This window comes from Actinomyces capricornis (assembly GCF_019974135.1).
GTDB classification, from domain to species: Bacteria; Actinomycetota; Actinomycetes; order Actinomycetales; family Actinomycetaceae; genus Actinomyces; species Actinomyces capricornis.
This window is the reverse complement of sequence record NZ_AP025017.1, coordinates 2,780,554-2,794,948: the sequence shown is the minus strand read 5'-3', so window position 1 is coordinate 2,794,948 and position 14,395 is coordinate 2,780,554. Positions and strand designations below refer to the sequence as shown.

Genomic DNA, 14,395 nt, shown 5'->3' with positions numbered 1-14,395 from the left:
GTCTAACGTCCCGACCATGGGCTGGTCTCGGAGGTACCGCCTCCCGGGATGTGGAGTGCGCGACCCCGCACGGCGCGGCGGGCCCGGCCCCCGCGCTGCGCAGGGGGCGGGCCCGCCGTGACTCCGGGCCGGTTTCTCAGTCCCAGTTTCCGAGGGTGGCGACCATGACGGCCTTGATGGTGTGCATGCGGTTCTCGGCCTGGTCGAAGGCCACGTTGTGCTCGGACTCGAAGACCTCGTCGGTGACCTCCAGCCCCTCCATGCCGGTCTTGTCGTAGATGTCCTGGCCCACCGTGGTGGCCCGGTCGTGGAAGGCCGGCAGGCAGTGCAGGAACTTCACACCCGGGTTGCCCGTGGCCTTGAGCATCTCAGCGTTGACCTGGTAGGGCCGCAGCAGCGCGATGCGCTCATCCCAGACCTCCTTGGGCTCACCCATGGAGACCCACACATCGGTGTACAAGAAGTCCACCCCCGCCACACCGGCGGCCACATCATCCGTAATGAGGATCCGTGCCCCGCTGTCCTGGGCCAGGCGCTGGGCCTGGGCCACCACCTCAGCACTGGTCTGCAACTCGGCGGGGGCCACCATGCGCACATCCATGCCCATCAGCGCCCCGGCGATCAGCAGGGAGTTGGCCACGTTATTGCGCGCATCCCCCAGATAGGCAAAGGAGATCTCCCCGATCGCCTTGCCCCCCGCATGCTCGAGCATCGTGAGCTGATCGGCCAGCATCTGGGTGGGATGCCACTCATCGGTCAGACCGTTCCACACCGGCACCCCCGACAGCTCGGCCAGCTGCTCGACATGAGCCTGCTCCTTACCACGGAACTCGATCCCGTCATAGAACCGGCCCAGCACCCGAGCAGTATCAGCCACCGACTCCTTATGACCCATCTGCGAGCCCGAAGGATCCAGATACGTCACCTGCGCACCCTGATCATAGGCCGCCACCTCGAAGGAGCACCGCGTGCGCGTCGAGGTCTTCTCAAAGATCAACGCGATGTTCTTACCCTCCAACCGCTTGACCTCACGCCCCTCCTTCTTCGCGGCCTTCAACTCCGCCGCCAACTCCAGCAGACCACCCCACTCCTGCGCAGAGAAATCCAACTCCTTCAAAAAACTACGACCAGACAGCTCGTGGCTCATGACGATGACTCCTTCGTTCTCGTGATCGGTGAATCGACTGATCGGCGGATCAGTAGGCGGGGTCCCGGTCGATGGGGCAGGTCATGCAGTGGCCGCCGCCGCGACCGCGCCCCAGCTCGGAGGAGGGGATCTCCAGGACCTCGATACCCGCATCGCGCAGGTTGGCGTTGATCGAGTAGTTGCGATCGTAGGCCACGACCACTCCCGGGGACAGCGCCACGACATTGTTGCCATCGTTCCACTGCTCGCACTCCGCGCCGTAGCGGCCGGCGGTGGAGCGCACCGCGTGGAGCTGGACGCCCAGTGCCTGGGAGACGGTGCCCAGGAAGTCATCGCCGTCGTAGTCGACCCTGATGCCCCCGCGCTCGGCCTCATCGGGGCGCAGGGAGAAGGCGTCCATCGCCTTGACCACCGGCTCGTAGATGTTGACCACCTCCTGGGAGCAGAAGGTGAAGACGGTGTCCAGGTGCATGGCGGCCCGCTCCTTGGGCATCCGGGCGGCGATGACCCGCTCGGCCGAGCCGGCCTCGAACAGGGACTTGGCGATCTGGCTGACGGCCTGGAAGGTGGAGCGCTCCCCCATGCCGACCAGGACCACGCCCTTGCCCACGGGCATGATGTCGCCGCCCTCGATGAAGGTGTGCCCCATGTCCTTGCCCACCGTGTCCAGCCAGGTGTGGTGGCTGTAGCTGAACATGGGGTGGTACCTGTAGATGGCCGTCAGCAGCAGGACCTCCCGGCGCCGGGCGCCCCAGTACATGCGGGACAGCTCCACGCCGTCGTAGATCCACGCGGAGTTGTCGCGGGTGAACAGGGTGTTGGGCAGGGGGGCGATGAGCATCTCGGGGTCGTCGCTGTTGACGTGGAAGGGCGCGATGCCGGTGCCCAGCACGTCGGAGGGGACCTCGTCGGAGACCAGTCCGCCGATGAGCAGCTCAGTCAGCTCGGCCGAGGGCATCTCATCCATCCAGGCGCGCAGGTCCTCGGCCACGCCCACCCCCATGGTGGCGTGGTTGACGCGGCGGTCCAGGATGAAGGCCCGGCCCTCGGGGATGCTCAGGACCTCGGAGAGCAGGTCGCGCAGCTCCAGGACCTCCACGCCGCGCTCGCGCATGATGCTGACGAAGGTGTCGTGGTCGCGCTGGGCCTTGGGCACGTCCAGGACGTCGTCGAAGAGCAGGTCGTGGCAGTTCGATGGGGTGAGGAACTCGTGGGCCCGGCCGGGGCGGCAGACCATGACACGGCGCAGCGTGCCGACCTCCGACCAGACTCCGTGCTTGCTGGTGGTCTCTTCCGTGGTGGACATGTGAACCTCTCTGTTCGATGGTGATGCGAGATCCCTACAGGGACAGGGTCCCCTGGGACAGGCCGTAGACGGCGTAGGCGGCCATGGCGACCAGGACCGCCACCAGGCCCCATTCCAGGGGCTTGAGGAGGGGGCGCGCCTGCTGCTCGCTGCGCGCCCTGAGGAAGAAGGGCAGGCCGAGGAGGTAGAAGATCGAGGTGTAGAGCAGGTAGACCAGGCCGGCGGCGTAGAGCAGCCACAGGCCGTAGACGGTGCCCAGCACGCCGATGGCCATGTCGGTCCAGGGGACCGGCCGGCCGCTGCTGCGCGCCTGGAGGCAGGCGATGACCTGGTAGAGCGCCGAGAGCAGGTAGGGCAGCAGGATGAGCGAGGAGGCCAGGAGGATGAGCGCGGTGTAGGTCGAGGCGTTGAAGTAGGTCCAGATGAGGAAGAGCTGGACCAGGAGCATCGTCAGCCACAGGGCCGCGGCGGGCACCTCCTTGGCGTTCTCCTTGCCGAAGACGCGGGGCATGAGCCCCTCGGTGGCGGGGACGCGGATGATCTCGGCGCACATGAGGAACCAGGACAGCAGCGCTCCCACCAGGGAGATGACCAGTCCCAGGGCGATGAACTTCGCGCCCCAGGGGCCCACGGCGGCCTCCAGGACGCCGGCGAGCGAGGGATCGCTCAGCTGCGCCAGCTCGGGGCGCGCGACGATGCCGTAGGACAGGATGTTGACGGCCAGCAGGAGCGCGAGCACCGAGACGAATCCGATGATCGTAGCCCGGCCGACGTCGGTGCGGGACCTGGCGCGCTCGGAGAAGACCGAGGCCCCCTCCACGCCGATGAATACCCATACGGTCACCAGCATCATGGACTTGACCTGGTGGATGACTCCGCCCAGGGAGGAGTCGCCCGTGCCCCAGAAGTCGGCCGTGAACAGCTCCAGCTTGAAGGAGAAGATGCCGATGACGATGAAGACGATGAGGGGCAGGACCTTGCCGATGGTCACCAGGGCGTTGACCACGGCCGCCTCACGGATCCCCCTGAGGATGAGGACGTGGAAGAGCCACATCACCAAGGAGGCGATGATAATCGCCTGGGCCGTATTGCCATTGCCGAATCCGGGCAGGAAGACCCCCAGGGAGGCCATGAGGAGGACCAGGTATCCGACGTTCCCGATCCATGCGGACATCCAGTACCCCCAGGCCGAGGAGAATCCGACCAGGTCACCGAATCCCGCACGGGCGTAGCCGTAGATGCCCGCATCGATCTCCGGCTTGGTCACGGCCAGGCGCTGGAAGACGAAGGCGAGCATGAGCATGCCCAGGCCGGTGACGATCCATCCGACGATGAGGGGACCGGGCGCCGCAGCGCTGGCCATCTGGTGGGGAAGGCCGAAGATCCCTCCCCCGATCATCGAGCCGATGACCAGGGCGACGAGCGCCGCCAGAGGCACCTTTCGACTCGTGGACCGCTCCGCCGCTGTGGCAGTGCCGGCTCCGGCATCAATGGGGTCACTCATACGGCCGCTCCCTTGTGGCTAGCAGGATGATATCGCATTCAGTATCCCTGCACCTGGAGGAAAAAGCAAAGATCCCGGGCATCCGCCCGAAAATGAATAGTTAACCCCAGTAATGAATAGATGCAGTAATTATCCCGAGCGGGAATCGCAATGACAGCACCCCCTTGGGAAGTTCCCGGTCATTGTCTCGGGTCCCATGCATCACGGACCGGGCCCCTGCATCGCCGGTGCCGCTCCTGGATGCCACCGCATCAGCCGGCTGGGACCTAGGTCCGCTTTTCCCGGCCGCACCGGGACCGGCCGATCCGGCATCGGAGTGCTGTGGGTTCGCCTCCCGCCACGAGCGCCACCGGGCCCGACCGTCTCACTGGGCGGCGCGCATGCCCCGCAGCTCCTTCTTCAGATCCTGGATCTCATCGCGCAGGCGGGCCGCCAGCTCGAAGTGGAGGTCCTCGGCCGCGGCGTGCATCTGCTGGGTGAGCTCGTTGATGAGCTCGACCAGCTCGCCCTGGGCGGCGCCGGCCAGCCTCTCGCGGACCGTGGACTCCGCCGCCCGGCGGCGGCCCGCCCGCACGGCGGCGTCCTCGTGCCCGCGGTAGCCACCGGCCAGGAGCTCGGCGGTGTCGATGTCCTCGCGCGCGAGCATGTCGGTGACATCGGCGATCCTCTTGCGCAACGGCTGGGGGTCGATGCCGTGCTCGGTGTTGTAGGCCAGCTGCTTGGTGCGCCGGCGCTCGGTCTCCTCAATGGCCTCGGCCATGGCCGCGGTGACCTGGTCGGCGTACATGTGCACCTCGCCGGACACATTGCGGGCGGCGCGCCCGATGGTCTGGATGAGGGAGCGGGTCGAGCGCAGGAAGCCCTCCTTGTCCGCGTCCAGGATGGAGACCAGGGAGACCTCTGGAAGGTCCAGGCCCTCGCGCAGCAGGTTGATGCCCACCAGGACGTCGAAGCGCCCCAGGCGCAGCTCGCGCAGCAGCTCCACGCGCCGCAGGGTATCGACGTCGGAGTGCAGGTACTCCACCCGCACACCGCGCTCGGCCAGGTAGGTGGTCAGGTCCTCGGCCATGCGCTTGGTCAGTGTGGTCACCAGGATGCGCTCGTCCCTGTCCACCCGCAGGCGCACCTGCTCGAGCAGGTCGTCGATCTGCCCCTGGGTGGGCTTGACCACGACTTTGGGGTCCACCAGCCCGGTGGGCCGGATGATCTGCTCCACCACGCCGTCGGCCAGCTGGGTCTCATAGTCCCCGGGCGTGGCCGACAGGTAGATGGTCTGCCCGATGCGGTCGTTGAACTCCGCGAAGGTCAGGGGCCGGTTGTCCAGGGCGCTGGGCAGGCGGAAGCCGTGGTCGACCAGGGTGCGCTTGCGCGAGGCGTCGCCCTCGAACATGGCGCCGATCTGGGGGACGGTCACATGGGACTCGTCGATGACCAGTAGGAAGTCCTCGGGGAAGTAGTCCAGCAGGGTGTTGGGCGGGGTGCCGGGCTCGCGCCCGTCGATGTGCAGGGAGTAGTTCTCCACCCCCGAGCAGGCCCCGATCTGCTGGAGCATCTCCAGGTCGTAGGTGGTGCGCATGCGCAGGCGCTGGGCCTCCAGGAGCCGCCCGTCGCGTTCCAGGACCGCCAGGCGCTCGGCCAGCTCGGCCTCGATGCCCTCGATGGCGCGGGCCATGCGCTCGGGCCCGGCCACGTAGTGGGAGGCGGGGAAGACGAAGACCTGCTCGGCCGAGGCGATGACCTCCCCGGTGACCGGATGGAGGGTGGCCAGCGCCTCGATCTCATCGCCGAAGAACTCGATGCGGATGGCGAGCTCCTCGTACATGGGGATGATCTCCACCGTGTCCCCCCGCACGCGGAAGGTGCCGCGGGTGAAGTCGGTGTCGTTGCGGGTGTACTGCATGGACACGAAGCGCCGCAGCAGGTCGTCGCGGTCGATGACCTGGCCCACCTCCAGGGGGGTCATGCGGTCGACGTACTCCTGGGGGGTGCCCAGGCCGTAGATGCAGGAGACCGAGGAGACCACCACGACGTCGCGGCGGGTGAGCAGCGAGTTGGTGGCGCTGTGGCGCAGGCGCTCGACCTCGTCATTGATGGAGGAGTCCTTCTCGATGAAGGTGTCCGTCTGGGGCACGTAGGCCTCGGGCTGGTAGTAGTCGTAGTAGGAGACGAAGTACTCCACGGCGTTGTTGGGCAGCAGCTCGCGGAACTCCGCGGCCATCTGGGCAGCCAGGGTCTTGTTGGGCTCCAGGATGAGGGTGGGGCGCTGGACCTGCTCGACCAGCCAGGCCGTGGTGGCCGATTTGCCCGTGCCGGTGGCGCCGAGCAGGACGATGTCCCTCTCCCCCGCCCTCAGGCGCTCGGCGAGCTCGGCGATGGCGGCGGGCTGATCCCCACTGGGCCGATAGGGACTGATGACCTCGAAGGGCTTGGCGGCTCGCTGGAGCTCGGTCACGGGGCGCATGGCCCCAGGCTACGCGCCCGGCACGCAGCCTCCCCGTTGCCGCCCCGCAACGACATTGATACGAGGAGCCCCTGATTTGTTGCCCTATATATATGTCTTTTCATTAGGCTGGTGGTCGCGCGCGACGTCCCACCCCTCTCGGAGCTGAACAGGAGCACTCATGGCCTTCATCCTCGCCGTATCCGCCACGATCCTCGGGGCGATCGGACCCAGCCGCACCCCCGCGCGCAAGGCCTGCTGAGCCCCCTACGGGGCCAGGCGCTCCCGCCACAGATGCGCCACGGCCCGGGACAGGTCCTCCAGGCTCCCGGAGTTGGCGATGACGACGTCGGCCACGGCCCGGCGCTCGGCGTCGGTGGCCTGAGAGGCGATCCGGGCCATGGCCTGCTCGGCCTCCAGGCCGCGCTCGGCCAGGCGCTCAATACGCGCCTCCAGATCCGCCTCGACCACGACGACCAGATCGAACATGTCCTGCATCTGGCCCTCGACCAGCAGGGGCACGTCGTAGACGGCGACCTGGCCGGCGGGCACGGCGTCGATGCGCGCCCAGGCCTCGGCGGCGATGAGCGGCAGGAGGATCTCCTCCAGGCGCGCCCGGCGCAGCTCGTCGGCGAAGACGATCCGTCCCAGGGCCGAGCGGTCCAGGGCCCCCTCGGGGGTGAGGATCTCCTGGCCGAACTCGGCGACGACGGCGGCCAGGCCCTGGCTGCCGGGCTCGACGACCTCGCGGGCGACGTCGTCGGCCACGATGATGGTGGCCCCGTGATCGGCGAGCAGGCCTGCGACGGTCGATTTACCCGAACCGATCCCCCCGGTCAGACCGACGCGCAGGGCGCGCCCGGCGGGGCGGCTGGTGGTCAGTGCTGAGTGGCTCATACCACTATGATGCCCGCCTCGAGGGCGAATGTGGTGCCGCTCCGCTCCTGGCTCAGCGCGAGTCCCGCGACGGGCGGGCTCTCATTGGGCTTCAGTGAGCTTGAGCCCGACCACGCAGCCCACCAGCACCATGAGCAGGGCGATGCGCACGAGGGACACGGCCTCGGCACCGGTGGCCATGGCCCAGACGACGGTTGTGGCCGCGCCCACGGCAGTCCACACGGCGTAGCCCGTGCCCACCGGGATCTCGCGCAGCGCATAGGCCAGCCCGCTCATCGAGACCAGGAGGCAGGCGGCGAAGACCAGTGCGGGCCACAGGCGCGTCAGCCCCTCGGAGCGGGCCAGGGCGGTGGCCCAGACGGCCTCGAACAGGCCCGAGGCGATCAGGATGATCCAGGGCATGGCAGGAACCTAGCAGACGCCGGCCCGGACGGCGCCCGGATCCGGCCCGGGGCTAGGCCAGGTGCCGCGGCCCGCGCGCGGGCACCGCCTTATCCCGCCCGGCATCCTGAGCCGTCACCGGTGCGCCGCCGCCTCGGCGCCTCCCGCCCCGGCCCCGCCCGTAGGGGGCGATGCGCTCCTCGATGGAGGCGATGGCCCCGGCCACCCCGCGCGGCGGGTGGGCGCTGCGCGAGAGCTGCGCGGAGGCGCGGGAGAGCACTTCCCGGACGATGGAGGCCCGGGAGTGGTCCTGCTCGACGCCCTGGGTCAGGACGGCGGCGAGCTCGACGAGCACCCGTGCGCTCAGGCCGGGGTCCCCCACCGCCTCGGTGAGGATGGAGCAGCGCTCCCCCGGGCGCCCGGGGGGCCAGGCCTCCAGCTGCTCCAGGCACGCCTGCCAGGCCTGCTCGGCGGTGGTCCGGTCGCCGCGGGCCTGCGCCGCGTGGGAGGCCAGCGCCAGGGCGGCGCATGCGCTCTCGACCCAGCCCTGGCTCTCGCACAGGGCGGCGGTGTCCAGGTTCTCCCTCTCCGCGCGCTCGTTGGCTCCCAGGACTGCCAGGAGCCGGGCGAAGGCCAGGCGCAGGTCGACGACGAGCTCCAGGTCGGCGTCGTCGGAGACCTCCGCCAGGGAGGCGCTGACCGTCTCGGCAGTGGACATGGCCCGCTCGCGCACCGAGTCCATGCCGTAGCCGCGGGCCAGGGTCAGCAGTTCGCGCACCTGCGCCAGCAGGGCCGGCCGGTTGCGCAGCTGCGCCGGATCCGGTGGCACGGGACCCGTGACGGTGCCGTAGGAGCGGGCGGCCAACCGCGAGGCCTCCGCCGCCATCTGGGTCTCCACGCGGTGGGACACCCCGTTGTTGCCGTTGCGATGATCGAAGCGCACCGCCAGGGCACGCACGAAGGCAGTGGCCTGGTCGTAGGAGCGGGCCACCGTGTCCCAGGCGGTGAGGGTGAGCTCCCCCCAGGGGGTGCGCCAGTCCAGGGCGACGCCCAGGGCGTTGCGCCCGTAGTCGGCCCGGATCGCCTCTCGCAGCACCAGGGACAGGCCGACCGCGGTGCTCATCAGGCTCCAGGCGCTGGCCTGGGCCGCGCCGTCCAGCGCCGTGTGCCGCAGCACGGCCAGGGCGCGCTGCCACTGGGAGGACATGCCCAGGTACTCCAGCTGATCGCCCAGGGCACGCAGGCGCTCGGCGGTGGGCAGGTCCAGGGCGGTCAGGGAGGCCAGGGCGTCCTCGGCCTCCACGCGCCGCCCCTGGGCCAGGTAGGGCAGCAGCGAGGCGCCCAGGGTGCGCGCCGCCCCCACCGGATCGGCCTCGGGGCGTGTGGCCAGGGCGGTGGCGGTGCGGATGACGCCGGAGTAGTCGTCGTGCATCCGGGCGGCGGCCAGCACCGCGCCGGTGTCGGGCTGCTCGAAGGAGAAGAGCCTGGCCACGCGCAGCTGCTCGATGGCGTCATTGCGCAGCCCCAGGCTCACCAGCAGCTCCACGCGCGCGTAGTGCAGGGGCAGCGCCGACTCGCCGTGGGCGCTGCGCAGCGCCTCGCAGGTCTCCGCGATGGCCTCGATCTGCTCAGTGGTGGTGTCGGGGTCCTGCCCCAGCTGGGTGATCCACGCCCGATCCACGGCGGCCAGGAGGCGGGCGGCCTGCGCGGGGGCCCGGTCCACGCCGGCGCCGGCCTGGCGCACGGAGAGCAGGGCATCGCGCAGGGCGATGACACTGGGGCGGGAGGGGGACCGGGGATCCATGTCCTCCAGGGCGTCGACCAGATCGTCCCAGCTCATCATGCCCAGTCCTCCTGCCGTGCGGGTGCGGCGCATGCGCCGGGGGAAGCCTCACACACGCGGACCGCCACCGCGATGGGGAGGAGGAACCAGGTAGTACCCAGGCGCACACGAGCCGGGAGGGCTCCATCCGCGGTCCGCGGGTGGAGCCCTCCCGGCTCGTTGATGAGCGTCAACTGATACAGGGGCTCAGTTGCCGGTCAGCTTCTCGCGCAGAGCGGCCAGGGCCTCGTCGGAGGCCAGGGTGCCCGAGGCCTCTGCCGGGGCCGAGGAGTAGGACGAGGAGCCGGCCGGGGCGGCCGCGCCGGTGTCCTGCTCCTCCTCGAAGGCCTTGGCGACCTGGGCCTTGTGGGCCTCCCAGCGGGCGTGGGCCGCCGCGTACTCGGCCTCCCAGGCCTCGCGCTGGGCGTCGTAGCCCTCGAGCCACTCGTTGGTCTCCGGGTCGAAGCCCTCGGGGTACTTGTAGTTGCCCTCCTCGTCGTACTCGGCCGCCATCCCGTACAGGGAGGGGTCGAAGTCCTCGGAGGCGGGGTCCACGCCCTCGTTGGCCTGCTTGAGCGACAGGGAGATGCGACGGCGCTCCAGGTCGATGTCGATGACCTTGACGAAGACCTCGTCACCGACCTTGGCCACCTGCTCGGGCACCTCGACGTGGCGCTGGGCGAGCTCGGAGATGTGGACCAGGCCCTCGATGCCGTCCTCGACGCGCACGAAGGCGCCGAAGGGGACGAGCTTGGTGACCTTGCCGGGCACGACCTGGCCGATGGCGTGGGTGCGTGCGAAGGCCTGCCACGGGTCCTCCTGGGTGGCCTTGAGCGACAGGGAGACGCGCTCGCGGTCGAAGTCGACGTCGAGGACCTCGACGGTGACCTCGGTACCGACCTCGACGACCTCGGAGGGGTGGTCGATGTGCTTCCAGGACAGCTCGGAGACGTGGACCAGGCCGTCCACGCCACCCAGGTCCACGAAGGCACCGAAGTTGACGATGGAGGAGACCACGCCGGAGCGGACCTGGCCCTTCTGGAGGGTCTGGAGGAAGTTGGTGCGGACCTCGGACTGGGTCTGCTCCAGCCAGGCGCGGCGGGAGAGCACCACGTTGTTGCGGTTCTTGTCCAGCTCGATGATCTTGGCCTCGAGCTCGCGGCCCACGTAGGGCTGGAGGTCGCGCACGCGGCGCATCTCGACCAGGGAGGCGGGCAGGAAGCCGCGCAGGCCGATGTCGAGGATGAGGCCGCCCTTGACGACCTCGATGACGGAGCCGGTGACGACGCCGTCCTCCTCCTTGATGCGCTCGATGGTGCCCCAGGCGCGCTCGTACTGGGCGCGCTTCTTGCTCAGGAGCAGGCGTCCCTCCTTGTCCTCCTTCTGCAGGACGAGGGCCTCGATCTCGTCGCCGACCGAGACGATCTCGTCGGGGTCGACGTCGTGCTTGATGGACAGCTCTCGGGAGAGGATGACACCCTCGGTCTTGTAGCCGATGTCGAGGAGGACCTCGTCGCGGTCGACCTTGACAACAGTGCCCTCGACGATGTCACCGTCGTCGAAGTACTTGATGGTCTCGTCGACGGCGGCGAGGATCTCCTCGGTCGAGCCGATGTCGTTGACGGCGACCGGGGCGGGGCTGGGTGTGGTGGTGGTCATTGAGTGGGTGCTCCGAATGCGGATAGGTGGTTCGGGTCGATAGATACCGCGCATCCCACTGCTACGGGAACCGGCCCGGACCAGACCCCGCGCAGCAGGGCGTCATTCCGCTGACATCATGTCTGATGAACAGGTTCATAGACAATCCTTCACGCGCGAGACGCCCAGGGACGCACGAGTGAACCCTAGCAGCATGTGACGAATCCGTGACTGCGCTATCCGCGCCCCAAGTGCCGCCATGGAGGTGTCATCGCTCACACATGCGGGATCCGCACTACCACCACACCCTCCCAAACCACCCAGAACCATACATAATAAACCCTCTCACCCTTAATGAAACACCTGGTTCAGGATTTTTTCAACGGCAACGTGGGCGGCGGGGCCCCGACGTCCTCCACCCTCCCGGCCGAAGGTCACAATTGCGCTGACTCAGTGGGCGGCTTCTCGCCAGGTGAGACCGGAGCCGGTGGCGACCTCCAGGGGCACGGAGAGCTCGGCGGCGGCGCCCATCCGCTCCACCAGGAGGCGGCGCACGGCCTCGGACTCACCGGGCGCCACCTCGACCATGAGCTCGTCATGGATCTGGAGCAGGATGCGGCTGCCCAGGCCCTGCTCGGCCAGGGCCGCCTCGACCTCGACCATGGCCTTCTTGACGATGTCGGCGGCGCTGCCCTGGATGGGGGCGTTGAGGGCGGCGCGCTCGGCCATCTCGCGGCGCTGGCGCTGGTCGCTGGTCAGGTCGGGCAGGTAGCGGCGGCGTCCGAGCATCGTCTGGGTGTAGCCGTCACGGCGGGCCTGCTCGACGACGGACTCCAGGTAGTCGTGGACACGCCCGAAGCGGGCGAAGTAGGCGTCCCGCAGCGCGGAGGCCTCGGCGTTGTCGATGCCCAGCTGACGGGCCAGCCCGTAGGTGGACAGCCCGTAGGCCAGGCCGTAGCTCATGGCCTTGACGTGGCTGCGCTGCTCGGCGGTGACCTGCTCGACCTCGATGCCGTGGACCAGGGCCGCGGCGTAGCGGTGGAGGTCCTCCCCGCTGCGGAAGGCCTCGATGAGGGCCTCGTCCCCCGACAGGTGCGCCATGATGCGCATCTCGATCTGGGAGTAGTCGGCGGTCATGAGGCACTCGTAGCCCTGCCCGACGGTGAAGGCCTCGCGGATGCGCATCCCCTCCTCGGTGCGGGCGGGGATGTTCTGCAGGTTGGGGTCGGTGGAGGACAGCCGGCCGGTGGCGGCGATGGTCTGCTGGAAGGTGGTGTGGATGCGCCCGTCGGGCTGGATGGCCTTGCGCAGGCCCTCCACGGTCTGCCGCAGCTTGATGGCGTCGCGGTGCTCCAGCAGGTGGGCCAGGAAGGGGTGGCCGGTCTTGGCATGCAGGCCGGCCAGCGCCTCGGCGTCGGTGGTGTAGCCGGTCTTGGTCCTGCGGGTCTTGGGCATCCTCAGCTCGTCGAACAGGACGGTCTGGAGCTGCTTGGGGCTGGACAGGTTGAGCTCGTGCCCGGCGGCGGCGAAGGCGCCCTGCGCAGCATGGGTGACGCGGGCGTCGAGCTCGGTGGCCCGGGTGGCCAGCACGGCGTCGTCGACGGCGATGCCGGCGTCCTCCATCACCGCCAGGGTGGCGGCCACGGGCATCTCCAGGTCGGTGAACAGGGCGGTGGCCCGCCGCTGCTCCATCTGGACCTCCAGCACCTCCTGGAGGGGCAGGAGGACGGCGGCGCGGCGCGCGGAGGCCAGGGCCTGCCCGGCGGCCCCCGAGGACAGGGAGTCCAGGTCCAGGGCCTGCTGGGAGCCGGTCTCCTGCGCGGCGCCGTCGGCCAGGCCCGCCAGGTCGATGTCGAGCCAGCGCTGCGCCAGGGTATCCACGTCGTAGGAGCGCTGCTCGGGCCGGCACAGGTAGCCCGCCAGGCAGGGGTCGGCGATGACGCCGTCGAGGCTCAGGCCCCGGGCCTTCAGGGCGTGCCAGGCCCCCTTGGCGTCGGCCACGATCTTGGGGCGCTCGACGTCGGCGAGCAGGGCCTCGAGCACGGCCTCGTCCTGGACGCTGAGCTCGGCGGTGTCGATGGCCACGGCGCTGGCGCCATCGGAGATGGAGACGATCTGGGCGTCGGCCTGGACCGGCCGCAGGGCGCCCACGACGTCGATGCCCAGCGGGGCGGGGCGGGACCCGGGGCCCGGCGCGGGCAGGTGCTCCTGGAGCCAGGCGCCCAGGCCCCCGGGCTCCAGGTCATGGCCCAGGACGCCCACCTCCAGCCCGAGGAGCCGGCCCATGGGCCCCTCGTCGTCGTCGGCCTGCGCCGCCGCGCCCTCCTGCTGGGCGAAGCTGAGGATCCGCTGGGAGCGCTGGTGCAGGGTGCGGAACTCCAGGGTCTCGAAGACCCGTGCCAGACCGGCCCTGTCGGCGCCCTCCAGGCGCAGGTCGCCGATGCTCAGGCCCAGGTCGAGGTCGGTGACCAGGCGGTTGAGCCGGCGGTTGCGCAGGACGTCGTCGAGGTGGTCGCGCAGGGACTGGCCGGCCTTGCCCTTGATGTCCTCGGCGTGGGCGATGACGCCCTCCAGGCCGTCGTAGAGGCCGATCCACTTGGCCGCCGTCTTGGGCCCCACCCCGGGCACGCCCGGCAGGTTGTCGCTGGTCTCCCCCACCAGGGCGGCCAGGTCCGGGTAGCGCTCGGGGGTGACGCCGTAGCGCTCCTCGACCTCCTGGGGGGTCATGCGCCGCAGGGTCGAGACGCCCTTGACCGGGTAGAGCACGGTGCAGCGCTCGGTGACGGTCTGGAAGGAGTCGCGGTCCCCCGAGCACACGAGGACCTCCAGGCCCTCGTCCTGGGCCGAGGCCGCCAGGGTGGCCAGGATGTCGTCGGCCTCATACCCGGGGGCGGTGATGGTGCGCACCCCCATGGCCCCGAGGACCTCCTCGATGAGCTCGACCTGCCCGATGAAGGGCTGGGGGGTCTCCTCGCGCGTGCCCTTGTACTCGGCGTACTCCTCGGTGCGGAAGGTCCCCCCGGGCAGGTCGAAGGCCACGGCCGCATGCGTGGGGGCCTCGCCCTCCAGCAGGGACAGGAACATGGAGGTGAAGCCGTGGACGGCGTTGGTGGCCTGGCCCGTGGAGGTGGTGAAGTTGTCCACCGGCAGGGCGTAGAAGGCGCGGAAGGCCATGGAGTGGCCGTCGATGAGCAGGAGCCTGGCGGGGTCCTGGCTCCCGGGTCGGTGCGGGCTGGTCGCGTTGGTGCTCACCATGACAG

Annotated in this window: 9 protein-coding genes; all 9 read right to left on the bottom strand. The window is 69.7% G+C overall.

Annotated elements, in window-relative coordinates; genetic code table 11:
• Positions 1-136: 136 nt before the first annotated feature.
• Complete coding sequence (gene argF, locus MANAM107_RS11470) at positions 137-1,147, bottom strand: ornithine carbamoyltransferase (RefSeq protein WP_223908559.1); 1,011 nt, start codon at positions 1,145-1,147, stop codon at positions 137-139.
• Between the two features lie 49 nt (positions 1,148-1,196).
• Positions 1,197-2,453: an arginine deiminase gene (locus MANAM107_RS11465; RefSeq protein WP_179899376.1), complete on the bottom strand. Its 1,257-nt coding sequence runs from the start codon at positions 2,451-2,453 to the stop codon at positions 1,197-1,199.
• A 34-nt stretch (positions 2,454-2,487) separates the two neighbouring features.
• The gene (arcD, locus tag MANAM107_RS11460) at positions 2,488-3,957 is read right to left on the bottom strand and encodes an arginine-ornithine antiporter (protein WP_223908557.1); all 1,470 of its coding nucleotides are present in this window, start codon (positions 3,955-3,957) and stop codon (positions 2,488-2,490) included.
• 364 nt (positions 3,958-4,321) lie between these two features.
• Positions 4,322-6,418, bottom strand: a complete 2,097-nt coding sequence (gene uvrB, locus MANAM107_RS11455; protein WP_223908555.1) for an excinuclease ABC subunit UvrB — start codon at positions 6,416-6,418, stop codon at positions 4,322-4,324.
• A 246-nt stretch (positions 6,419-6,664) separates the two neighbouring features.
• Positions 6,665-7,294 carry a dephospho-CoA kinase gene (gene coaE / locus MANAM107_RS11450; protein ID WP_223908553.1) on the bottom strand — a complete coding sequence of 210 codons (630 nt, stop codon included), beginning with the start codon at positions 7,292-7,294 and terminating at the stop codon, positions 6,665-6,667.
• 81 nt (positions 7,295-7,375) lie between these two features.
• Positions 7,376-7,696, bottom strand: a complete 321-nt coding sequence (locus MANAM107_RS11445) for a DMT family transporter (protein ID WP_179899380.1) — start codon at positions 7,694-7,696, stop codon at positions 7,376-7,378.
• A gap of 52 nt (positions 7,697-7,748) precedes the next feature.
• Positions 7,749-9,518, bottom strand: coding sequence for a hypothetical protein (locus MANAM107_RS11440; protein ID WP_223908551.1), 1,770 nt, complete (start codon positions 9,516-9,518; stop codon positions 7,749-7,751).
• A 186-nt stretch (positions 9,519-9,704) separates the two neighbouring features.
• On the bottom strand, positions 9,705-11,156 hold the full coding sequence (gene rpsA / locus MANAM107_RS11435) for a 30S ribosomal protein S1 (protein WP_179900343.1): 1,452 nt from the start codon (positions 11,154-11,156) through the stop codon (positions 9,705-9,707).
• Positions 11,157-11,585: 429 nt separating this feature from the next.
• Positions 11,586-14,390, bottom strand: a complete 2,805-nt coding sequence (gene polA / locus MANAM107_RS11430; protein ID WP_223908548.1) for a DNA polymerase I — start codon at positions 14,388-14,390, stop codon at positions 11,586-11,588.
• Between the last annotated feature and the right edge of the window lie 5 nt (positions 14,391-14,395).